Origin of the sequence: Clostridium boliviensis, from assembly GCF_033342255.1 — a bacterium.
GTDB lineage: Bacteria > Bacillota > Clostridia > Lachnospirales > Lachnospiraceae > Lacrimispora > Lacrimispora boliviensis.
This window is the reverse complement of the sequence record NZ_JAWONS010000329.1, coordinates 161,632-182,210: the sequence shown is the minus strand read 5'-3', so window position 1 is coordinate 182,210 and position 20,579 is coordinate 161,632. Positions and strand designations below refer to the sequence as shown.

At 37.0% G+C, this 20,579-nt stretch carries 25 protein-coding genes and 1 pseudogene; 23 read left to right on the top strand and 3 right to left on the bottom strand.

Features of this window, described 5'->3' with window-relative positions:
• Position 1: 1 nt before the first annotated feature.
• A complete protein-coding gene (locus RZO55_RS24500) occupies positions 2 to 700 on the bottom strand; it encodes a GntR family transcriptional regulator (protein ID WP_318066868.1) in 699 nt (232 codons plus the stop codon).
• 347 nt (positions 701 to 1,047) lie between these two features.
• Here RZO55_RS24500 and RZO55_RS24495 point away from each other — a divergent pair, with 347 nt between their 5' ends.
• Both RZO55_RS24495 and RZO55_RS24490 read left to right on the top strand, forming a co-directional pair.
• The gene (locus tag RZO55_RS24495; protein ID WP_318066867.1) at positions 1,048 to 1,311 is read left to right on the top strand and encodes a CD3324 family protein; all 264 of its coding nucleotides are present in this window, start codon (positions 1,048 to 1,050) and stop codon (positions 1,309 to 1,311) included.
• A gap of 121 nt (positions 1,312 to 1,432) precedes the next feature.
• On the top strand, positions 1,433 to 2,524 hold the full coding sequence (locus RZO55_RS24490; protein WP_318066866.1) for a hypothetical protein: 1,092 nt from the start codon (positions 1,433 to 1,435) through the stop codon (positions 2,522 to 2,524).
• Here RZO55_RS24490 and RZO55_RS24485 read toward each other — a convergent pair.
• Positions 2,499 to 3,212: a hypothetical protein gene (locus RZO55_RS24485; RefSeq protein WP_318066865.1), complete on the bottom strand. Its 714-nt coding sequence runs from the start codon at positions 3,210 to 3,212 to the stop codon at positions 2,499 to 2,501. The two genes, RZO55_RS24490 and RZO55_RS24485, sit on opposite strands and share 26 nt — an antisense overlap.
• Before the next feature lie 582 nt (positions 3,213 to 3,794).
• Here RZO55_RS24485 and RZO55_RS24480 point away from each other — a divergent pair.
• From RZO55_RS24480 to RZO55_RS24420, 13 genes and pseudogenes are all read left to right on the top strand, one after another.
• Positions 3,795 to 4,514 carry an alpha/beta fold hydrolase gene (locus RZO55_RS24480; protein WP_318066864.1) on the top strand — a complete coding sequence of 240 codons (720 nt, stop codon included), beginning with the start codon at positions 3,795 to 3,797 and terminating at the stop codon, positions 4,512 to 4,514.
• A 136-nt stretch (positions 4,515 to 4,650) separates the two neighbouring features.
• Positions 4,651 to 5,238, top strand: coding sequence for an AAA family ATPase (locus RZO55_RS24475; RefSeq protein ID WP_318066863.1), 588 nt, complete (start codon positions 4,651 to 4,653; stop codon positions 5,236 to 5,238).
• Between the two features lie 119 nt (positions 5,239 to 5,357).
• Complete coding sequence (locus RZO55_RS24470) at positions 5,358 to 6,155, top strand: cytochrome c oxidase assembly factor Coa1 family protein (RefSeq protein WP_318066862.1); 798 nt, start codon at positions 5,358 to 5,360, stop codon at positions 6,153 to 6,155.
• Between the two features lie 364 nt (positions 6,156 to 6,519).
• Positions 6,520 to 7,371, top strand: a complete 852-nt coding sequence (locus RZO55_RS24465; RefSeq protein WP_318066861.1) for a tyrosine-type recombinase/integrase — start codon at positions 6,520 to 6,522, stop codon at positions 7,369 to 7,371.
• On the top strand, positions 7,364 to 8,515 hold the full coding sequence (locus RZO55_RS24460) for an IS91 family transposase (RefSeq protein ID WP_318066860.1): 1,152 nt from the start codon (positions 7,364 to 7,366) through the stop codon (positions 8,513 to 8,515). The genes RZO55_RS24465 and RZO55_RS24460 overlap by 8 nt, the downstream gene beginning before the upstream one ends.
• Before the next feature lie 318 nt (positions 8,516 to 8,833).
• Positions 8,834 to 9,580, top strand: a pseudogene (locus RZO55_RS24455) (Y-family DNA polymerase); the annotation flags it as partial.
• A gap of 120 nt (positions 9,581 to 9,700) precedes the next feature.
• Positions 9,701 to 10,258, top strand: a complete 558-nt coding sequence (locus tag RZO55_RS24450) for a YcxB family protein (protein WP_318066859.1) — start codon at positions 9,701 to 9,703, stop codon at positions 10,256 to 10,258.
• Between the two features lie 92 nt (positions 10,259 to 10,350).
• Entirely contained in the window at positions 10,351 to 10,503 is a 153-nt protein-coding gene (locus RZO55_RS24445; protein ID WP_318066858.1) for a hypothetical protein, read from the top strand.
• 76 nt (positions 10,504 to 10,579) lie between these two features.
• Entirely contained in the window at positions 10,580 to 11,278 is a 699-nt protein-coding gene (locus tag RZO55_RS24440; RefSeq protein ID WP_318066857.1) for a DUF1963 domain-containing protein, read from the top strand.
• Positions 11,279 to 11,328: 50 nt separating this feature from the next.
• Positions 11,329 to 12,108 (top strand): sugar phosphate isomerase/epimerase family protein, encoded by a 780-nt coding sequence (locus RZO55_RS24435; RefSeq protein WP_318066856.1) that lies wholly within the window; start codon positions 11,329 to 11,331, stop codon positions 12,106 to 12,108.
• A gap of 15 nt (positions 12,109 to 12,123) precedes the next feature.
• Complete coding sequence (locus tag RZO55_RS24430) at positions 12,124 to 12,645, top strand: adenylate kinase (RefSeq protein WP_318066855.1); 522 nt, start codon at positions 12,124 to 12,126, stop codon at positions 12,643 to 12,645.
• An 83-nt stretch (positions 12,646 to 12,728) separates the two neighbouring features.
• Positions 12,729 to 13,403 carry an HAD family hydrolase gene (locus RZO55_RS24425; RefSeq protein WP_318066854.1) on the top strand — a complete coding sequence of 225 codons (675 nt, stop codon included), beginning with the start codon at positions 12,729 to 12,731 and terminating at the stop codon, positions 13,401 to 13,403.
• A 43-nt stretch (positions 13,404 to 13,446) separates the two neighbouring features.
• Positions 13,447 to 13,947, top strand: a complete 501-nt coding sequence (locus RZO55_RS24420; RefSeq protein ID WP_318066853.1) for a GNAT family N-acetyltransferase — start codon at positions 13,447 to 13,449, stop codon at positions 13,945 to 13,947.
• Between the two features lie 50 nt (positions 13,948 to 13,997).
• On the opposite strand, the gene RZO55_RS24415 is transcribed toward RZO55_RS24420, so the two are convergent.
• Positions 13,998 to 15,017, bottom strand: a complete 1,020-nt coding sequence (locus RZO55_RS24415; protein WP_318066852.1) for a ComEC/Rec2 family competence protein — start codon at positions 15,015 to 15,017, stop codon at positions 13,998 to 14,000.
• A gap of 179 nt (positions 15,018 to 15,196) precedes the next feature.
• On the opposite strand from RZO55_RS24415, the gene RZO55_RS24410 reads away from it, so the two are divergent.
• The 8 genes from RZO55_RS24410 (at position 15,197) to RZO55_RS24375 (ending at position 20,490) form a co-directional block, all read left to right on the top strand.
• Positions 15,197 to 15,478 (top strand): hypothetical protein, encoded by a 282-nt coding sequence (locus tag RZO55_RS24410; RefSeq protein ID WP_318066851.1) that lies wholly within the window; start codon positions 15,197 to 15,199, stop codon positions 15,476 to 15,478.
• Positions 15,479 to 15,572: 94 nt separating this feature from the next.
• On the top strand, positions 15,573 to 16,403 hold the full coding sequence (locus tag RZO55_RS24405) for an aminoglycoside phosphotransferase family protein (RefSeq protein ID WP_318066850.1): 831 nt from the start codon (positions 15,573 to 15,575) through the stop codon (positions 16,401 to 16,403).
• A 37-nt stretch (positions 16,404 to 16,440) separates the two neighbouring features.
• Positions 16,441 to 16,857 carry a VOC family protein gene (locus tag RZO55_RS24400; RefSeq protein WP_318066849.1) on the top strand — a complete coding sequence of 139 codons (417 nt, stop codon included), beginning with the start codon at positions 16,441 to 16,443 and terminating at the stop codon, positions 16,855 to 16,857.
• A gap of 124 nt (positions 16,858 to 16,981) precedes the next feature.
• Positions 16,982 to 17,518 carry a GNAT family N-acetyltransferase gene (locus tag RZO55_RS24395; protein ID WP_318066848.1) on the top strand — a complete coding sequence of 179 codons (537 nt, stop codon included), beginning with the start codon at positions 16,982 to 16,984 and terminating at the stop codon, positions 17,516 to 17,518.
• Between the two features lie 4 nt (positions 17,519 to 17,522).
• A complete protein-coding gene (locus RZO55_RS24390) occupies positions 17,523 to 18,461 on the top strand; it encodes a damage-control phosphatase ARMT1 family protein (protein WP_318066847.1) in 939 nt (312 codons plus the stop codon).
• The gene (locus RZO55_RS24385) at positions 18,448 to 19,299 is read left to right on the top strand and encodes a CPBP family intramembrane glutamic endopeptidase (protein WP_318066846.1); all 852 of its coding nucleotides are present in this window, start codon (positions 18,448 to 18,450) and stop codon (positions 19,297 to 19,299) included. The genes RZO55_RS24390 and RZO55_RS24385 overlap by 14 nt, the downstream gene beginning before the upstream one ends.
• 215 nt (positions 19,300 to 19,514) lie before the next feature.
• A complete protein-coding gene (locus RZO55_RS24380) occupies positions 19,515 to 19,853 on the top strand; it encodes a flavodoxin family protein (protein ID WP_318067110.1) in 339 nt (112 codons plus the stop codon).
• Positions 19,843 to 20,490 carry a GNAT family N-acetyltransferase gene (locus tag RZO55_RS24375; RefSeq protein ID WP_318066845.1) on the top strand — a complete coding sequence of 216 codons (648 nt, stop codon included), beginning with the start codon at positions 19,843 to 19,845 and terminating at the stop codon, positions 20,488 to 20,490. The genes RZO55_RS24380 and RZO55_RS24375 overlap by 11 nt, the downstream gene beginning before the upstream one ends.
• The last annotated feature ends 89 nt before the right edge of the window (positions 20,491 to 20,579 follow it).

Genomic DNA, 20,579 nt, shown 5'->3' with positions numbered 1-20,579 from the left:
GTTACTTGTATCGCCCGCTGGATGAAATGGATAATTCGTATTGATCTCCCAGGATGCATATATCATCGGAAAAGATGGGTTTGTCATCCCTGTAGCAGATCCGCTGAATACACAAAAGAGCAGTTCCAGGCTGTACCGCCAGCATCTCAGATTCGGCAAAATCAGCAGATTTAGCGAAGATCTTATCAGCGGCTGACTCGATCTCCAGGTGATATTGCTCCTCCAGAAATGCATACAGACCGTTGAATTTGTTTGTAAACTGCTCAATATTGGGAACCAGAGCATAGGGGATGTAATCTTTTATGATGCATATGGGTTTTTCATTAATCAGTTGGATCCTCTGTATTCGGGCGATGGGGTTTCCCAGGGGCTGATTAAGTTCTTTTCCCAACTTTTCGGTGGCGTAAATAATGTCAATATACATGCTTTTGGTACGGACATCAAATCCCTTCTTGCGGAGACATTCTGTAACTGAGGTGACTTTGTTTAACGATTGAGTAGCTCTGGAATCCAGTACAATCGTACCTCTTCCCTGCCTGATTTCAACAAGACCTTCTTCCTTCAGAAGTTCCATAGCAGTTCGGACTGTGGTACGGCTTACTTTATATAACTTTTCAAGCTCCGGTTCTGTTGGAAGGAATTCTGAAACAGGATAGGTTCCGTCTTTAATTTTCATTTTTATTGAATCATGAACGACCATATAAGCAGGAACTTTCCCCATTGTTAATTATTATGAAAATCAATGGATAGTGATTGATTTTCATCCTCCTTTCTTATTACATATTCATTAACTGACAATCATTATATCATAAGTTTCTTTTATAGCAAATAAATGTAAAAAATATAGCTTATTAATTTATATTTATTGAATAGTAAGTATTAAATAATAATTTTAAGGAGAATTCATGTGTATCAATGAGAAAAGAAAAAATGATGACTGGCTCCATGCAAAGCCGGCGGTCTCAGTGACAATTGCATGGAGTAAGTTCAGTCACTGAATTGATGCCGGTTTTGCCTTCTGATCCAATAAAACACGAGGAAGCCAGCATGAAATATGTAAATGCGAAGACAATTCTGCCAGACAAGCTGGTCAGAGAATTGCAGCAATATATTCAGGGTGAGTATGTTTATATACCCGCTCTTAATGAACAGAGAAAGCAGTGGGGAGAAAAGAGCGGATACCGGGAGGAATTAAAACAGAGAAATAACCGCATCAGAGTCCAGTATTATAATGGAAGTTCCATGGATGTCCTGGCAGATCAATATTGCCTTTCCCTTTCTGCAATCAGAAAAATCATATATCAGTCATAACCGGACGGAGCTGCAGTGGCAGCTCCGTTTTATACAGTATAATACAGAACGATTCTGTGACATTGAAGTTTTTGCCGCAGGCGATACAATAGACTCAAAAGCTTTGCGGGAGGAAATAAGTATGGAACAGGTCATGATCTGTTTTTCCCATACACACGCCGCCCCTAATGCCGCTGTTGAACAGGATTATTATGAAAAGGTCTGTCAGACAGTTCTTAAAGGGGTTAAGAAGGCGTGGGAATCCCTGGTACCTGTTTGCGCCGGGTGGGGAATTGCTGAAAATACGGTAGGAATTAACAGAAGAGGAGTGGGCCTTCCCATTGATCCCCGGATCGGGGTTTTAAAAATATGCGAAGACAGGGGAGAACTAAGGGTATTAATTGTCCGGCTAAGCGCTCACTGCAATGTACTGATGCCTGATAATTACCAGATTTCTCCGGATTATTTCGGAGAGGCAAGGGAAGCTCTGGAACGCAGATATGGCTGTAAGGTAATGCTGGTGCAGGGAGCCTCCGGAGATGTGAGACCCAGATACCGCCAGGAAAATGCCGATTATCTGGAAATTCACCCAGCAGAGGAGCATTTAATGGATATCAGCGCTGCAATGAAAGAGACGTATGCCGCTCAGAGCCAAAAGGCATTAAAGGATATGGCAGAAGATATCTGTGAATCCCTGCAGCCAGTGATAGACCGCATTATTCTAAAACCTGTCTCAAGGATCTCTATGTTTTCCATTAAATCCACCTTTTACGCCGATGTGCCGGAATGGAACCGTGCACGTGAAATCGCAGATGAAGCATGGAAGATGGGGAGAATTGATGGAACAGGCTGGCTGCAGGAAGTGGAGAGACTTTCTATAAATAATGAAAGCAGACAGACAGCCGAAATTGAAATACAGTTTCTCACAGTCAATGACGGCTGCCTAAGTGGTGTACCAAGTGAAATCATGTCAGATATTGCAGTTGAAATCTGGAAAAAGACCAGTAATCCTATGGTGTTTTTCAATGGTTATACAAATGGCTGTACCAGCTATCTCCCGACTGCTGCCGAATATGACAGAGGCGGTTATGAAGTTCTCTGGTCCAATCTTCTTTACTACCAGTATCATGGCCGTGTCATGGCTCTCAACCGGGATTCGGCAGAGCGCCTTGAGGACGAAGTGGCAAAGATATGGAAAGAGTATCAGGTTATTGGGACTTCCGATATTTTCTGACTCTTAAGACAAAATAAACCCCAAACACAAGTGTATATAAAATAACAGATAAAATATAATTTACCCGATAAAGCATCGCTATATCGGAAGAAGGGTTCAGGGCTTCCAGCATACTGGGAACCAAAAGCACCATCAAGTATACGTAAAGGATAGCAAACCAGGGGTAGGAAAGCCGCTGTACATTTTTCCAAACCCTGGGTTTCATTTTTTTTCGAACTGCTTTAAAAGAGGTAACCATTAAAATTATCATAATGGAAAAGAGCGGTATCGTCAGGATTAATGCCAGGATCTGCCGAAGATCCAGCTTGTCTGGTGTGTGGAAAATAGCTGCTATGTAATAGATGCCATAAGCAAAGGAATGTGCTAATGTGATCAGGCAGGCAATGATGGACAGATACCCTCTGATGGGCATCAGCGCCCGAACTATTTTTCCTTTTGGATTTAAGGCACCAATATACATTACAATCACAAATAATGCAGTGGAGAAGGCACCTCTGTAAAAAACGGAAATGATATATTGATAGGTCCATACAGGAAAGACCTCGTATAGATTTAGTTTTGTGTAACATACGATAAAACCGATGACTGCTATGGATAGTATGTAAAATACAGCGGGGTGTTTACGGATAGCATTTTTGAAAAAGAATACAAATAATATGGCTTCCAGTAATGCAATTAAGAAAATCATGTAATGTGCCTTTTAACCTTTCTTGTTAGTAGTTGGATACAGAATGTTGTACAAATGTTAGGCTAAGCTAACCATCACGAACTATATCATAAAAAATGTTAGGGAGTCAAGATTGCTTTGTGGCGTTTTTTTCTCAAAGTTTTGGTTGGGGGGAGTTAATGATAATTATTTGCTTTTAGGGGAAGTAAGATTCATGATGTGGTTATTTTATTGGTAGATTTATAGATGCAGTGGATAGATGATAAGCGGCGTGTGTGATCAAATTTATGGAAAATTTAATAGATAAATTTTAAGATTGAAAGATGTACAAAATAAAAAAAGATATATGATTATTGGAAATTCGAATCATAAATTAACATTATTTAATTGTATTATTTTTCAATTTGTCATAAAATAGTAATAAGTTTTTTAACAGTTTATCTGGAAATAACTTTGATGCTATGATGTTACATTTTTATACTGCTTCACGTCACAATTGAATGCCGCATAACTGAATTCCATAATCGTTTGAAATATTCTAATGAAATGCTAAGAGGTATTTGAATGAAACGATTGAAATCCGAACTAAGGAGGAAATAAAAAGTGTGGGTTATTCTATTGGTTCTTGCCATGACTGCGGTTATAATGCTGATACTTCCTCCGGGAAGTGGAAAGCCCAAACCGTATCCAGATGATGACGAGACTCCTGTTGCAGGAAGTATCTCCGAAAAAACATGGGTTGATATAAATGGTTTTCAGCAGGGGATGATTCTGAAAGGAAAACACACCACAAATCCCGTACTGCTGTTTTTATCCGGGGGACCGGGTATTCCGGACTACTTTCTGACCACGGGAACAGACACTGGACTGGAGGATATTTTCACTGTATGCTATTGGGATTATCGTGCAACTGCGCTATCTTATTCGTCTGAATGCAAAGAGAGGGACTGCACTACCGGGCAGTTTGTGCAGGATGCTGTTGCCGTAACGGACTACTTGCGTGAGCGCTTTGGGCAGGAAAAAATCTATCTGATGGGACATTCCTTCGGTACTTATATTGGTCTGCTGACCGTGCAAACCGCACCAGAAAAATATCATGCCTACATTGCCATGAGCCAAATTGCCAATCAGCCACAGTCTGAGCTGGCAGCATACAACACCATTAAGACGAAATATGCCATACAGGGCAATCAGACAATGGTGCAAAAGCTGGAGAACTACCAGACCGATATAGCGGATACGGCATGGTTGCGGAGCTGGTTTGCAGCACCGGTACGTGATTATGCCATGAAGAGTATTATAACCAGATCAAAGCGCCGTTGAAGGGATTTTATACATTTGAACATTCTGCCCACAGCCCGCTGTTTGAAGAACCGGACAGGTTCTGTATCGATGTCAGATGCAGAATAATTTATGCGTTGTATAATGAGTAAATGGAAAGTTAATATAACTTCCCAGTATGTGGGGTGTAAAAATGATCCAAGGGATTGCTATTTTCGGATTGAATGGAGGCGGGAAGTCGACTCTGACGCATGCGTTAGCAAAACAAATAGGTTATTTTGAGATGGATGTGGAAGATTATTATTTTCCTGAGCAAAGAGAATCAAGAAAATGGGCTTTAGAAAATAACAGTGTAATTAATACTGAGCATTCAGGCAAACTTCCTTTTTCTAACCCTAGAACAAAGAGTGAGGTACAAACTGCAATTATGGAGGATATAAAGACTCATCCCAGGTTTATTTTTTCTGGAGTTATGCTGAATTGGTGTGATGAAATTCTTTCTCGTATTGACATTGCTTTTTGGGTTCAAACACCTCTTGAAGAAAGATTGAAGAGAATTCAAACAAGGGAAGAAAAAAGGTTCGGAGCAAGAGTTCTTGATAGTGGTGATATGTTTGCACAACAGATGGAATTCCTTAAAGTAATAAAAAATCGCGATTCAAAAGTAGTTGAAGAAAGTGCAATGAAACTTAGTTGTCCTTTCATTGTAATTGATGGATCATTATCTGTAATACACAATCTTGAGAAAATCATTGAGATTATTTAAATACCAGAAAGGACAGTGATAATGGAGATTAAGCTTGTCTGGTGATTAAAAGAAAAAAGTTTTAAATTATATTAGGCATAGATTAAATGTTTATTTGATGAATTAAGGGGGAAATGTTTATGGAAAATTTAGACAATATAGCGACAAACAGTGATGGAGCTAGTCAAGAAGAGCTTGAAATAGCAGGTATTGGAATGAGGATTTGCGCATTTATAATTGACCATGTTATTATAGTTGCGGCTTTAATGTGTCCATCAATATTATTTTTGTTAAGCCACATTCAAAGTGACCCTGGCAAAGCATGGACTATGTCTCCTGTATTAATGTTGATGGCATTTTTAGTTTATTTTCTAAAAGATATTATTAATGGGGCAAGCCTGGGAAAGCGCGCATTGGGATTGACAGTAAGGAGCAGTTTGGATACATCCAAAGTACCATCTGTTTCAAAGCTTCTTTTAAGGAATATACTTACGTTTGTATGGCCGATTGAATTTCTCGTTCTTATATGCGGTGCGAATAAAACGAAACTAGGCGACCAAATGATGGGTACAAATGTTTACAGGGTGTCTAAGAACCCCCCAATAGTTATTATTATTGTCTCAGGGATTTTGGTAATTGCAACTTTTGTGACTTCGCTTTTCTTTGGAATATCATCAATAATTAAAAATGACGAATCTTATAAAATGGCAATAAACCACATCGAAGCAAGCCCAGAAGTTACTAATATAGTCGGAGACATTGAAGGTTATGGCTATATGCCGAATGGAAGTCTTAATTATTCCGGTGGCTACGGGAAAGCGTTTTACTCGATTAAAGTTATAGGCAGTAAGAAGACTGCTCATGTTCATATAGAAATGGAAAAGAAAGTTAATGAAGATTGGGAAATAGGTCGATGTTATTTTAAAAAGAATAGTTAATAATATATGGAGATTGACTCAAAGGATTCCGGTTTGTAGAGATTTTGAACTACCCATTATATTTATGAAGTAAAGCCTAGCACATAAGCAAATTCCAATTGAACAAAATCGCTGCGCGATGGCTGCCCAAGGCTATGGTGCAGCGATTCTTTTATCTCTAAATAGAAAAACAGTGGAAAGCAAGTCCTAATAGTAGTATTGTTAAATCACCACAAAATAACAATCAAACAGGATCGACCTTCCCACTGCATATGAAAAGAATACCATCCTTGTGCTTTAGTGACAAGCACTTTTATCTTGCAAATGCACCTCCATAAAAGGTTGTTTCTATGTAACTATAGTTCAACTTTTATGGAGGTCTTTTGTGTATAATGAATATTTATTAAAATTGGAGGAAGCTGGTGAAATCCGCAACCTCAAAGAACGTTCAATCAATTGCTACAAGAACTATGTTTCTTATTTCCTCAACTATGTAAAGAAGAATCCGGAGGAACTTATCTGTCAAGATGTCAGAGAGTTTCTTCTTGCCAAGAAAAAAGAAGGCTTAAAGTCTACCACTCTGAATCTTTATAATTCAGCCATCCGTTTCTTTTATCGAAATGTACTGCATATCCTCTGGGATGATACTACAGTTCCCCGTATGATTATTGACCATAAACTCCCGACTGTGCTCACCCGCGAAGAGGTTGACCAGTTACTTGATGCTACAGATAATCTAAAATACAAAGCAATGTTTGCTACTATGTATTCTTCCGGAATGCGTGTTTCTGAGGTAATTCATCTTCATTATGACGATATTTCACGGACAAACATGCAGATTCATGTCCGTGATACAAAAAACCGCATGGATCGTTATACCATTCTGTCTAAAAGAAACCTGGAGATTCTAACTGAATACTGGTTTAGAAAGGGAAAGCCTAGAGGGATTTTGTTTCCTAATAAGTTCACAGGAGAGTATCTTACGGTCAGTACACTGGAACAGGTTATTCGCCGTTCGGCTAAAAAAGCAGAACTTTCTGCTGGTACGACACCTCATTGTCTTCGTCACAGTTTCGCAACACATCTGATGGAAGCAGGTGTTGATACCAGAAATATCCAGGTACTTCTTGGACACAGGGATCCAAAGTCTACAGAAGTATATCTTCACACCAGCAACAAATCTCTTATGGGCATTCAGAGTCCTTTCGACAGGAAGGAGGATGAAGCGGATGAGTGATGTTACTGTACAAGATATCTTCTATCGATTTTATCCGAGATACCTTGAAAAATATACACCTTCTACCATGCAATCAAAAACAGCTACCTGTATCATGAACTGCAAAACTGGAGCATATGGTGTCAACGCAAATGTCTGTGAAGACTGCGGTTGTATTCAGGTTCATTATAATTCCTGCCGTAATCGGTGTTGTCCCATGTGTCAGGCTCTTCCTAAAGAAAAGTGGATGGATCTGCGTCGGGAGGATGTTCTGGATGCACCTTACTTCCATGTAGTATTTACGGTTCCGGATGAACTCAATCCGCTTATCTACAGTAATCAGAAGTTGCTTTATGATGCACTTTATCATGCTGCATCCGAAACTCTGGATGAGCTTTCTATGGATTCAAAACATCTCGGTGCAAAAATCGGATACATCTGTATTCTTCATACCTGGGGCTCTGAAATGAATTACCATCCACACATCCATACAATCGTGCTCGGTGGTGGACTTGATGCTAAGAACCATTGGAAAGATAAGGGTGACAGTTTTTTCCTTCCTGTACAGGTCATTTCCAAAAAGTTCCGTGGAAAGTACATGGACCAACTTAAAAATCTCTGGAAGAATAACAAGCTCAAATTTCATGGAAGTTCTGAGAAATATCGTAATAATTACGTTTTTCAGAAACTGGTAAATAGCTGCTATGCAAAGGAATGGATTCCTCATTGTAAAAAAACGTTCAACGGAGCACAGTCAGTCATTAAATATCTTGGTAAGTACACACACCGCATTGCTATCAGTAACCATCGGATTGTAAGTATGGATGAGAACACTGTCACTTTCTCCGTGAAGGATTATCACGATGAGGGAAAGTGGAAAACGCTTACTTTACCAGGCATCGAATTTATTCGACGTTTCTTGATGCATGTGCCACCAAAACGTTTTGTAAGAATTCGTCACTATGGTTTACTTTCCTCCCGTAACAAAGGGAAGAATATCACTTTGTGCCGTAATCTATTGGGATGTCAGAAATACATATCTGTTCTCAGAGATATGACCGGACCTGAAATGCTGAAATACCTTTGGAAAGTGGATGTCTGCCTTTGTAAATCATGCGGTGGTCATGTGATTCCTCATCAACGTATCCTGCCGATGCGGAATTAAATAGCATAATTGAATACCTTTTTTAGCTTCTTTCCAAGAGGCTTATTTGTCATGCTAAAAAAAGTTACAGCAAGAAGAAAGTCTTTGAAAACAAGATAAACTATGCTACTATAAGAGAAAAGAACAAAGATTGAAAGTCCATAGATACCGGCTAAAGGGACGCTCACTTTGTTCAATTAGGCCAAATCGAAAATGGTGTAAACGAAGGGGCAGTTCACTGGAAAGCCAAAACTGCTTTTTCGTTTACCCCATCATCGATTCTAACCTAAAGAATTTGCCAAGCAGATAATTTTTGAAGGAGGCGACCGTAGAATAAACATGAAGAACAGAATCTATATCTCAATCGACTTAAAATCTTTCTACGCTTCGGTCGAATGTATTGAACGAGGACTTGATCCGCTGACTACTAACCTTGTAGTCGCTGACGCAAGCCGCACCGAAAAAACCATTTGTCTAGCCGTCTCTCCCTCTCTCAAGGCATACGGTATTTCCGGTAGGGCAAGGCTTTTTGAGGTCGTGCAGAAGGTCAGGGAAGCAAATGAGGAACGGCTGCGTAAAGCGCCAGGACGAGCCTTTTCTGGCGTTTCCTACAACGATACTGAATTGAAATCCTCGCCGGGTCTCTCATTAGACTACATTGCTGCTCCACCGAAGATGGCGTATTATATAGACTACAGCACACAGATTTATAATATCTATTTGAAGTACATCGCGCCCGAAGATATTCATGTCTACTCCATCGACGAGGTATTCCTTGACGCCACCGATTATCTGAACACCTACAATCTTTCAGCCCGTGAGCTTACCACGAAAATGATTCTGGATGTATTTAAAACAACCGGCATTACAGCAACGGCGGGAATTGGTACAAATCTGTACCTTAGCAAGATCGCTATGGATATTCAGGCAAAGCACATAGCTGCTGATAACAACGGTATGCGGATCGCCGAGCTGGACGAAATGAGCTACCGTCGCTCCCTGTGGTCACATCGGCCTCTAACAGACTTTTGGCGCGTCGGAAAAGGATATACCAAGAAACTGGAGACACATGGTCTCTTTACAATCATCAATCCCCATTGATGAAATAATTAGCATAGATGGGCAGATATTCGAAACTATGTGTGATGAATAACGATAAATATAAATTTAAAACGCATAATATTTGTAGAATAAGAGGTGAAAATTATGTTTGAGTTTAAAATTACTTTAGATGATGAGGATTATTTACTATTTAATCAATATCATTTATTAAATAGTCCTTCTGGTAAAAAAACTTTGATGTCCTTTAGATTTATTATTCCATTCTTTTGTTTTATGGTCATTGTTATATTTTGTATTGCGGGCTCTGATTTCGAACTAATTTTGATTGAAGCTATAGTGATGGCGATTATTTCTATTTTATGGATTGGCTACAGCAAAAAAAAGATTCTAAAATCCATGAATAAAAGAATTATAAAAATGAAAAAAGAAGGTAGGCTCCCTTATAGCAACGAGGCCATCTTAAAGTTTGATGATGAGAAGATACATGAAATTGCACCAAATACTGAAAATATAACGAAGTATTCATTGATTGAAAAAATTGCTGTAACAGAAAAAGCTATTTATATTTATATTAGTTCTGTACAGGCATATATTCTTCCAGTAACCGCTTTTTCAGCAGAAATAGAAAAACTAAAATTCTTGGAATTTATCAATATGAAGGTTGATATTTTAAGAGATACAAAAAAACAAACTGATGGTTAATGTAGCTTCCCATTATATTTATGAGATGAACCCAGTACACAACTTTGAATTTATTGGTAGTCTTTATCTGCTGATTACTTATATTAAGCGAGGTGAGTAACATAGTAAATTTAAGAAATGAAATAACAGATGCAATTTTTGTTATAAACGTAGATGGTTATATCGGAGATAGTGTAAAAAAGGAAATAGAATATGCTAAGCAAAAAGGAAAAGAAATAATTTATTTAGAAAGTGCTGTTAAATAATAATCTGGTTATATGCCGCTACAGTCTTATTATAAAAAATTTAGATAACATTTAAATTATAAGAGGTATGACAACTATGACAGTTAATGATGTAAAAGAAAAGCTCTCAAAAAAAGCTATCATTTTTAAAACTGGAGGGAAAAGACCAACTAATGAATTACTTGAAAGCTGGATTGGCAGTGTACGTTGGCAGCATAAAAATGAAAGTTTGCCCACAGATAATAGAGAAAACAATATGATTCCCATTGCAACTATTTTTTTAAAGAACTTGCCTTTATTACCGGTAGAATTAGCTGGGATCGAGCTTGTCACAATCTTTATGTCAGAAGATGTTTGGGATAACCTTATATCAGAAGATTTGAGTCCATGGTTTTGCATTCGTACATATCGTTCATTAGATAAGTTAGTTCATTGTAATTATCAAACTGATATGATAAAACCGTTTCCACTTACGCCTCATTTGGTGGAAAATGATTTTCCATGCTGGGATGGTGGTGGTATTCCTGAAGAAATTGAAGATATAATACTTCAATTAGAGGCAGCCGAAGGAATTGATTATTTTGACGATATATGCGAAGAAATATATGCTAGGCACAAAGTTGGTGGTTACCCTGCATTTTGCCAGTCTGGTTTTTCCTTTGGGAATGAGTATGAATTTGTTATGCAAATCTCGTCAGATGAGAAAGCTTTGTTTAATATTGTAGATAGTGGAAATTTTTATTTCTTCTACAACTCTCAGAAGTCTGATTGGAAAGTATATTGTGATTTCTATTGAAGTTTGGGGTAATAGATGAAAAAAGTTTGAATTTGCAGAGGTATTAAATAATGGTAGGAATATATGATTGGTTCGGATATGACGTATCTATTAAAGACAGATACAAACTTATAAAAGAGGCTGGTTTTGACACTGTAATGCTATGGTGGAGCGAGGGGTTCAATAGAGGGAAGGATTATAAAAACAGCGTGCAATATGCTTTAGATGCAGGATTATTTATAGAAAATATACATACACCAGTACAGGATCAGAATAATTTTTCATTGGATAATCAGGATGGAGAACGTGTAATTCAGTGTTATCTACAATGTATTAAAGACTGTTCAGAATTCAATATACCCACAATGGTTATACATTTACCAAATGATAAGTATCCAATAAATAAATTAGGTATGAAACGAATTGAAAGAATAACAAATCAGGCAGAAGAGTTCAATGTGAATGTTGCCTTTGAAAATCTGGAAAATATTCATAATCTGACTCTTGTTTTAAACCATGCCAATTCTAAGAAAATAGGCTTTTGCTACGACTGCTGTCATCATGCAAATTATGCTATTGCAGATGATCTATTAGGAAAATATGGTGGACGTTTAATGGCAATGCATTTGCATGATAATGGCGGGCAGAGAAATCAACATCAATTACCTTTTAGCGGGAATGTAAACTGGTTAATGGTCATGCAAAAAATAGTACTTACAGGTTATAAAGGTGCAACCACATTAGAACCGATGAATTGGGGATATGAAAATTTATCAATTCAGGAATTTCTTAACAGTGCATATAATAAGGCGAAAGAATTGGATAACTGGCGTGATGGTTTATATAATTAGCTGAGGGGTAAAAGTATGATTATACTAATTGGTGGGAGCACACATACTGGAAAAACGTTATTAGCACAGAAATTAATTGAGAAATATCATTATCCATGTATGTCCCTTGATCATCTGAAAATGGGACTGATTCGAAGTGGTCTAACAGATCTTACGCCAGATGACGACGATAAATTGACTGGTTTGCTGTGGCCAATAGTAAAAGAAATGGTTAAAACTGCAATAGAGAATAGCCAGAATATGATAATCGAAGGTTGCTATTTCCCATATGATTGGAAAACCTATTTTGAACTGGAGTATTTAAAACATATTAAATTCATATGTTTAGTAATGTCTTTAAAATATATTAATGAACATTTTGATAATATAAAAAAATATGCTGGTATAATTGAAGAACGGAAAGAAGATAGTTATTGCAAAAAAGAATTATTATTAAGGGACAATCAAATCAGTTTAGATATGTGCAAAAAATATGATTGTGAATATATCTTAATTGATGATGAATATAGAATTGATATTAATTTCGATATAATATAAGTAGATGGAAAAGTCCCAGTCTGCAAAACAGGAAAGTGAAATTATTTATTTGTTAAATTACAGGAACTTCAGGAGAGAAAATAATGATACGAGCAGTTATTTTTGATATGTTTGAAACGTTAATTACGCACTATAACAGCCCTCTGTATTTTGGAGCGCATATGGCGGAGGATGCAGGAATTCCAGAAGATAAACTTCAGTCAATCTGGCGTCCTTCGGAAGAGGAACGAACGATAGGAAAGTTAACATTGGAGGAGGTATTGGAAAAAATACTTAGAGAAAATCAATGTTATTCCGAAGTACTACTAAAGAGAATTGTGGAGAAACGCATAGCGGCAAAGGAAGCGTGTTTCAAACATTTGCATTCTGAGATCATACCAATGCTTTCAGCGCTGAAAAAAGAGGGATTTTTAATTGGACTAATAAGTAATTGTTTTTCTGAAGAAGCCTGGGTCATACGAAGAAGTGAATTATTTTCATATTTTAATGCGGTTTATCTTTCTTACGAGCAGGGGATTCAAAAACCAGATGAGGAGATTTTTAAAAGATGTATGGCTGACTTAACTGTGAAGCCCGAGGAATGTATATATGTGGGAGACGGAGGCAGCGAAGAGTTGGAAACCGCCAGAAAACTAGGGATGAAAGCAGTTCAGGCAGTTTGGTATTTGCAGGAAGGAACAAGACAGCCTGCAAAGCGTAAACAAGACTTTCTGCATTTGGAAACACCGCTTGATATATTGAACTATGTGGATATGTAGAACAGATATAATATAATAAATCAGAAATTGAGGAGGGATTCTTTTGAATTTAATATTAAAAAAATGGGACATAGCCGATAAAAATGCTCTAATTAAAATATGTAATGAAGCAGACAGACAATACATATCAAACAGATTACCATTTCCATATACGGAAAGTGATGCTCAATGGTGGCTTAATATGGTCCAAGAAAAAGAAGGAAAAGATGGGATATTCAGAGCCATCATTATGAATGGGGAATGCGTAGGTAATATAACAGTTGAAAAAAAGAATGATGTGCAGTGTAAGGATGCAGAGATCGGATATTTATTATTAACAAACAAGTGGTCACAGGGTATCATGACAGAGGCTGTAAGACAAATTTGCTTAATTGCATTTAAGGAATTAAATATTATAAGAATCACCGGACTCGTCTATAAGCCTAATATAGCTTCCCAAAGAGTGCTGGAAAAAAATGATTTTATTTTGGAGGGCATTATGAGAAATGCTGTCTATAAAAATGATAATATATATGATATGTGTATATATGGAAAATGTTTATAATTAAATAGTAAAGGGTGATTATGCCAGAAAAGCATATCACCCCATTTAAACTATTTCGTATCATTCCAATAATAATTAAAATTGTTGTCAAAATCAATTTTGCCGCTGCCATCTATTTTTAATGTGCAGAAATCCCCGGTAAAATCACTGCTTCCTGTAAAATAAATACGCCCAAACTTTCCGGGAACTTTAAGTAAAGCTTCAATTCTTTCTGTAGCTACAGATGTGGCACATGTGATAACAGAATATCTGGGCGCTATTTCTGCTAGTAAATTTTCAGGTGTACTGCCTTTGTATCCATGATGAGCAATTTTTACAATATCAGAGTTGATTGGATAGGTACCTGCTTCGGAAGCCAGGTTTTTCCCTCCGGTTGTACCCAGATCGCCAAGAAAAAGCATTTTAATATCAGATGCTGTTGTTAATCTGAACACTAAAGAATCATTATTCACATTTCCATTTATCTTATCATTGGCGGTTGAGGAATTAAGATAAGAACCGACTCTGTTTTTAAAAACTAAATTGGTATTTCCGAAATAGAATTTTGTATTTCCACGGGAACGGTTTGGAGAAATCCAGTTACCTCCATTCTGATAAATATCGGTGGCTGCAGCATATATGGTATTAGGGCTATCGGTGGAGGTGAAATTAAAAGTTTTTGTGCCGTTCTTTAAGCTGATCATTGTATTGACAAAATTCACATAATTTCTGTATACACTGGTCTTCTGGGTATTCGTATCATCCTGATACCTTTTTAACCTTTCTAAAACTGTTAAATCATAAAAGCGTGCATAAACAGTATCCACATTATAGTCAATACTTTGAATTATTTCATTAATTCCGCCCATATGGTCGCTGTCATAATGAGTGATGATAACAGAGTCCAAATGAGATATCTGTTTTTCCTGAATTACAGCTTTTACTGTACCGGCATCAGAATATCTGCCTGTATCCACCAGGATGTATTTTCCGTTTTGTTCCAAAATAATACTATCCGCATCCCCCACTTTGATAAAATGGGCAAAAAAAGATGCGGTATCAGTAACATAGACATTTAATGATGATATCATAATTTTACTCCTATATAAATCAGCCAATCTAATATTGCTATAAAGTCTGCCGGCTGTGGTTTTGTTAATTAGAAATTTGTTAAATGGACATCTTCTATTTAGTAACATGATTATTATATGCTATATTTTGGGGATGATGAATAGTTGCAGTTTAACGTATCAAATAAGGAGGTTTGAAAATGCAATTTTTAATTGATGGTCAAGCATATAACTATGTCAATAATGCTCTCAAAAATGAAGATACAAGAAAAAATTATTTTCAGCTTGCAAAACAAATTTATGGATTGAAATTTGATAAATGGTATCAATCTGGTTATTGGGATGACCATTTTATCCCATATTTGATTGAGCATGATGATATTGCAGTATCTAGTGTGGCGGTATGTATTAATGATATTTGCTGGAACGGTAAACAAAAGAGATATGTACACAGGAAGAGAATACTCACTTATTTGTACTAAAGGGGAAGGAAAATATTATTAAAGATAATAAGGTGATATTTCCCATGCTGTCCCGTGCTTAAAAATTGTTTATCAGATATAATCAGGAGGTATCATGACAATACAGGAAAAGGTTCAATGGGCCATTAAGCAGTGGAATTTGAAAAACACTATTGTCATATATGAGAGAAATAATAAAGCGGTATATGCGTCTGAGTCGGTTGAATGGGGAAGTGTGATACTGAAAGTGAATACGGACGAGGCTGAACTGACCGGCGAATTTAATATGTTGAAAGAGATGCATGGTAATAGATGCTGTAAAGTGTATGGATATGATGCGAAGCAAGGAGTATTAATTGAGGAACGTATTATACCAGGCACTACACTCAGATGTGAAGAAAATATGGTGGTTCGTGTGAATCAGTTTTTTGGATTATTTTCAAAAATCCATAAAATCATAGATCATGTTTATAGTCCCATAACATATTTAGATTGGTTCAAGAATGCTGATGCCTTCTGTATGAGTCATAAACCAGATGAATCAATAATAAATAATATGCATAAAGCATATGGTATGGGAGAAGAGTTGTTTTACAAATATAATGACAGAGTATTGCTGCATGGTGATTTACATCATGATAATATAATTCTGAATGATGAAGGAATATATTGTATAATAGATCCTAAAGGTGTTATTGGTCCAGAGATATTTGACATTCCCAGATATATTCTAAATGAAATGGATTTTGTATCGGATGAAGAAAGTAAAAAACATATCTTTCAGGTTGCAGAAATGATAAGTCATGAGACAAAGTATCCATTTACTGATATAATAAAGCTGTTTTTTATGGAAGTAATGTTGGGGAATGTTTGGTGTATCGAGGACGGAGAGAAGCCTGATATGCATCAAATAAAAATAGCAACAGAACTGGTAAATGATTTATAAACCGACGTGGAAAACAGTGAACTTAGGGGGAGAAAACATGGGATTTGGTATTGGAGTGTATGTGAAAAACAGCGCAGAGGCGGTTGAACTGTATCAACAGGTATTTGGATTAGAATTGGGGTATCATGTCAAAAATCCAGATGGTTCTTTTTATCATTCCGAGCTTTGTAAAAATGGGGAATGCTTTTTATCTGTAGTAGAAACATCAAAGGATAATGCAGATGGGGGTATCGTACAGTTAGGTCACGAATTTAATAGTAAAGAGGAAGTAAAACGTGCTTATGATTTGCTTAAAGAGGGCGGAAGAATTGATGTGCCAATAGGGGAACTGCCATGGAGCTCCTGTGCGGCTTCAATAGTTGATAGATTTGGTGTATGCTGGTATTTGTATTCAGACTCTCATCGTCCACCTGAGAATTATGATTACTGGGATGAGAAGGCTGGTGATATATAATATGACAATATTTATATTTTTGATTTTGCATGATATTGGTATAGCGAAGGGATGATATGCTTAAGTATGCATTGTCTAACTAATTGAAGGGAATTTACGTTAGTTGCCAGAAGGGGATGGAACGATGAATATAATTGAAACAGAGCAGTTAATATTAAGAGAACTGACTATGGATGATTTGGAGGCATGGTATCAGATATTATCCGATCAGGAAACCATGCAATACTATACAAGTGCATTTGACAAGAATCAAACCAGAAAATGGATTGATTGGAGTCTTGCTAACTATAACAAATATGGCTTTGGATTGTGGGCAGTTATTTTAAAGAAGTCAGATGAGTTTATTGGAGATTGCGGTATCACCATGCAGAATATCTACGGTGATGGAAATTTGTTGCCTGAAATAGGCTATCATATCAATAAACGATTCTGGAATAATGGATATGCATCTCAGGCGGCAAAAGCTTGTTTGAGATATATTTTTGAGCAAACTGATTTTAATGAGGTTTTCTCATATCAAATGTGGACCAATATTCCATCAAGAAAAGTAGCTGAGAAAATGGGGATGTCATTGCGGAAGGAATATGCGGACGAGAAAAATACAAAGACGAGTGTACATTCCATTACCAGAGCAGAATATGATTCTATTTACAAAGGATAAACATATGAAAATACAAGAAAAATGCATACCATGCGTCGTAAACCAGGCAATCAAGGTTGCTGATATGGTGGGGCTGGAAGATAAAAATGAATTGTTAAGAAACGTTTTTTCATATCTAAGCCAGGTGGATTTTAATTCTTCTTCAACGCCAGAACTGATTGGTGAGATTTTTACCATGTTAAAAAAGGAAACAGGGAACGAAGACCCGTACAAAGAAACCAGAAGGCATTATAATAAAATGTTTCTGGAACAGATTCCTGATTTTGAAGCAGAGATTAATTGCGCTGTTGATCCCTTTTTAGAAGCTGTTAAATATGCAATTATAGGTAATATTATTGATTTTAATCCCATACATAATCTGTCGCTTTCAGATATCGATGCCTGCTTTTTGCGTTTAAAAGAAGAACCGCTGGGAATTAACAATTCAAATCTGCTGAAGCAGGAAATTGTTAATGCGGACAGCATTCTTTATTTAGGAGACAATTGTGGTGAAATCTGTCTTGATAAGATACTACTCAAGAAAATGAAAGAGTTAAACCCTTCATGTCACTTATACTTTGGTACGAGAGGTGAAGCAGTTGTAAATGACTCAGTGGAAGAAGATGCTTACTTCGTTGGTATTGATAAATATGCAACGGTGATAAGTAATGGGGATTCCTCTCTTGGTACTGTTTTATATAAAACCTCAAAGCAGTTTCAGGAGATTTATCAGAATGCAGATATCGTAATTGCAAAAGGTCAGGCAAACTATGAATGTCTAAGCAATGAAGATAAGAACATCTATTTTCTGCTAATGACAAAATGCAGTGTGATCGCAAATGATATTGGAGTTTCAGAAATGAAAATGATTTGTATGAAAACAAATCAGGCACCTATATTAGAAAGATCAACAGGAATGATTAAAGGAAAAATATATGGAGGGGGTCTAAATGAGGAAACATAGATATTATCAGCCTGTAATAAGCGTTTTAACCATTTATTTCATATGCTTTGTGTTAAGAGTAATTGAGTACATGTTTATCCGTACAGACCAATCAATCTTTGGAGAGGCTTTTATACATAAACTGGCAGGAATACTTATACTGTCGTCAGCATTACAATATTTATCACTCAAATGGACTGACATAGGTTTTAAGCATAGGTTGGCTGTGAGAAATATATTCTACGGTTTGCTGTTTGGAGCATCGGTGTATCTGATTGCCTATAGTATGGAGTTTCTTCTGCAAATATGGGGGAACGGCAGTCCCGCAGTCAAACTATATGTGACCAGTTACTCAGTTAGTGGAAATCAGGTCATGCAGACCGGTATTTTGTTTTTCCTGTTTTGCGTGCTTGGAAATATTATTAACGTGGTTATGGAGGAAGGTATATTCCGGGGACTATTTGTCAGACTCCTGGAAATGAAATATTCTTTTATGAAAGCGGCATTTTTTTCCTCTGTTCTTTTTGGTATCTGGCATATAGCAGCACCAGTGCGGAGCTTACTGGATGGAGAGATAAGTCCCGTGGGAGCGATCGCGGCTATTATCATTCTTGTTTTAACGTCAGGGATTGCGGGTCTAAAATTCTGCCTGCTGACTAAAATCACCGGATCGCTCTGGATGTCCATGGCTGATCACTTCTTTAATAATACCATCATTAATCTTTTACATATTACATCAACATCAGGCGCAGATGAACTGCAGATAATTCGCATTTCAGTTGCTCAGACAATCTCATTTTTAATTGTAATTTTAATTTACTTTAAAAGTAGAGCATACAAAAAGCTGACGTTAGTATAGTGTGTCAGGCATAAAGAAGGAGTTAATAATATGTCAAAAATTGCAGTTTTAATAGGAAGTATCAGACAAATGCATTTATTGATGGAATTAATCAACAGGAAAATACAGTGGAAGTAATTTCTGTAAAGGGTAAACGGGTTAATGGCTGCACTGGCTGTGATTTTTGTTATAAAGACAGTAGCCATAACTGTGCACAAAAAGACGATATGTAGGAAATATATGAGAAACTTGCCGATGCAGATGTTTTCGTAATAGCGACTCCTGTTTATTTTTATGGAGTTAGTTCCCAATTGAAATCCATTATTGACCGACTGCATAATCCCATACGAAATACGTTCAAAGTGAAAGAACTTGTATTGTTAGCGGTTTGTGCTGATACAATACCAACTGTTTTTGACTCTCTGATCACCATGTATCATTCTGTACTAAGCTATTTTTTACTTAAAGACGGGGGTGTGATCACGGTTCCAGGCGTAGCCCAAAAGGGAGATATCCTGGGGAATGATGCGCTCCTTGAGGCACGTAAACTGGGAGGGAAATTAAATGGAGATTAAAATATGCAGACTGACACCAGACCTTGCTGAAGACTATATACATTTCTTTGATATTACGCCTCACGACGATAATGAGGCTGGTAATAAGTGTTATTGTGCATGTTGGAGTAATGATGATTATGCAGGAAAAGATTTTTCAATTGAAGAAAATCGTAGAAAATATGCTTTGCAGTATGTGAAAGGCAATAATATTCAGGGATATCTTGCCTATTATGGTCGAAATATCGTTGGCTGGTGTAACGCCAACACGAAATCAGATTGTCAAAAATGCATCAGCTGGCAGAGATTTATGTCATACGTACCGCTGGAGGAACCTGATTCCGACATAAGGATAAAATCTATATTCTGTTTCGTAATTGCTCCGGAAATGAAAAGACAGGGCATTGCCACGCGCTTGTTGGAACATGTCTGTAAAGATGCAGCACAAGATGGATTCGAATTTGTGGAGGCATATCCCTATAAGGAATCAAGCTATCAATCCTCAGATTTTGGCGGACATTTTGAGATGTATAAAAAAGCGGGGTTTCATGTGCTGCTTGATACACAACAGGGGCTTGTTATGAGGAAGCAGTTATGCCGGGTAAAAGGAAATACCGAAGAAACTGCAAATGAGTGTAGCGGACATGCTTGCGTATAACGCCATTTTAGAGTATCATAGTCAGCCATTTTAATGGTTGATTTCTTCTTATAACTGGATTCATAATAATCCTTCTCATATTAGATATA

What these genes read in the sequence shown, in the direction of transcription:
- RZO55_RS24495 (WP_318066867.1), top strand. Translation starts at nt 1,048, where the DNA reads ATGAAATATGTAAATGCGAAGACAATTCTGCCAGACAAGCTGGTCAGA.
- RZO55_RS24460 (WP_318066860.1), top strand. Translation starts at nt 7,364, where the DNA reads ATGAGTGATGTTACTGTACAAGATATCTTCTATCGATTTTATCCGAGA.
- RZO55_RS24390 (WP_318066847.1), top strand. Translation starts at nt 17,523, where the DNA reads ATGAAAATACAAGAAAAATGCATACCATGCGTCGTAAACCAGGCAATC.
- RZO55_RS24410 (WP_318066851.1), top strand. Translation starts at nt 15,197, where the DNA reads ATGCAATTTTTAATTGATGGTCAAGCATATAACTATGTCAATAATGCT.
- RZO55_RS24490 (WP_318066866.1), top strand. Translation starts at nt 1,433, where the DNA reads ATGGAACAGGTCATGATCTGTTTTTCCCATACACACGCCGCCCCTAAT.
- RZO55_RS24500 (WP_318066868.1), bottom strand. Translation starts at nt 700, where the DNA reads ATGGTCGTTCATGATTCAATAAAAATGAAAATTAAAGACGGAACCTAT.
- RZO55_RS24395 (WP_318066848.1), top strand. Translation starts at nt 16,982, where the DNA reads ATGAATATAATTGAAACAGAGCAGTTAATATTAAGAGAACTGACTATG.
- RZO55_RS24435 (WP_318066856.1), top strand. Translation starts at nt 11,329, where the DNA reads ATGGTAGGAATATATGATTGGTTCGGATATGACGTATCTATTAAAGAC.
- RZO55_RS24405 (WP_318066850.1), top strand. Translation starts at nt 15,573, where the DNA reads ATGACAATACAGGAAAAGGTTCAATGGGCCATTAAGCAGTGGAATTTG.
- RZO55_RS24440 (WP_318066857.1), top strand. Translation starts at nt 10,580, where the DNA reads ATGACAGTTAATGATGTAAAAGAAAAGCTCTCAAAAAAAGCTATCATT.
- RZO55_RS24470 (WP_318066862.1), top strand. Translation starts at nt 5,358, where the DNA reads ATGGAAAATTTAGACAATATAGCGACAAACAGTGATGGAGCTAGTCAA.
- RZO55_RS24425 (WP_318066854.1), top strand. Translation starts at nt 12,729, where the DNA reads ATGATACGAGCAGTTATTTTTGATATGTTTGAAACGTTAATTACGCAC.
- RZO55_RS24385 (WP_318066846.1), top strand. Translation starts at nt 18,448, where the DNA reads ATGAGGAAACATAGATATTATCAGCCTGTAATAAGCGTTTTAACCATT.
- RZO55_RS24450 (WP_318066859.1), top strand. Translation starts at nt 9,701, where the DNA reads ATGTTTGAGTTTAAAATTACTTTAGATGATGAGGATTATTTACTATTT.
- RZO55_RS24430 (WP_318066855.1), top strand. Translation starts at nt 12,124, where the DNA reads ATGATTATACTAATTGGTGGGAGCACACATACTGGAAAAACGTTATTA.
- RZO55_RS24400 (WP_318066849.1), top strand. Translation starts at nt 16,441, where the DNA reads ATGGGATTTGGTATTGGAGTGTATGTGAAAAACAGCGCAGAGGCGGTT.
- RZO55_RS24475 (WP_318066863.1), top strand. Translation starts at nt 4,651, where the DNA reads ATGTGGGGTGTAAAAATGATCCAAGGGATTGCTATTTTCGGATTGAAT.
- RZO55_RS24375 (WP_318066845.1), top strand. Translation starts at nt 19,843, where the DNA reads ATGGAGATTAAAATATGCAGACTGACACCAGACCTTGCTGAAGACTAT.
- RZO55_RS24485 (WP_318066865.1), bottom strand. Translation starts at nt 3,212, where the DNA reads ATGATTTTCTTAATTGCATTACTGGAAGCCATATTATTTGTATTCTTT.
- RZO55_RS24415 (WP_318066852.1), bottom strand. Translation starts at nt 15,017, where the DNA reads ATGATATCATCATTAAATGTCTATGTTACTGATACCGCATCTTTTTTT.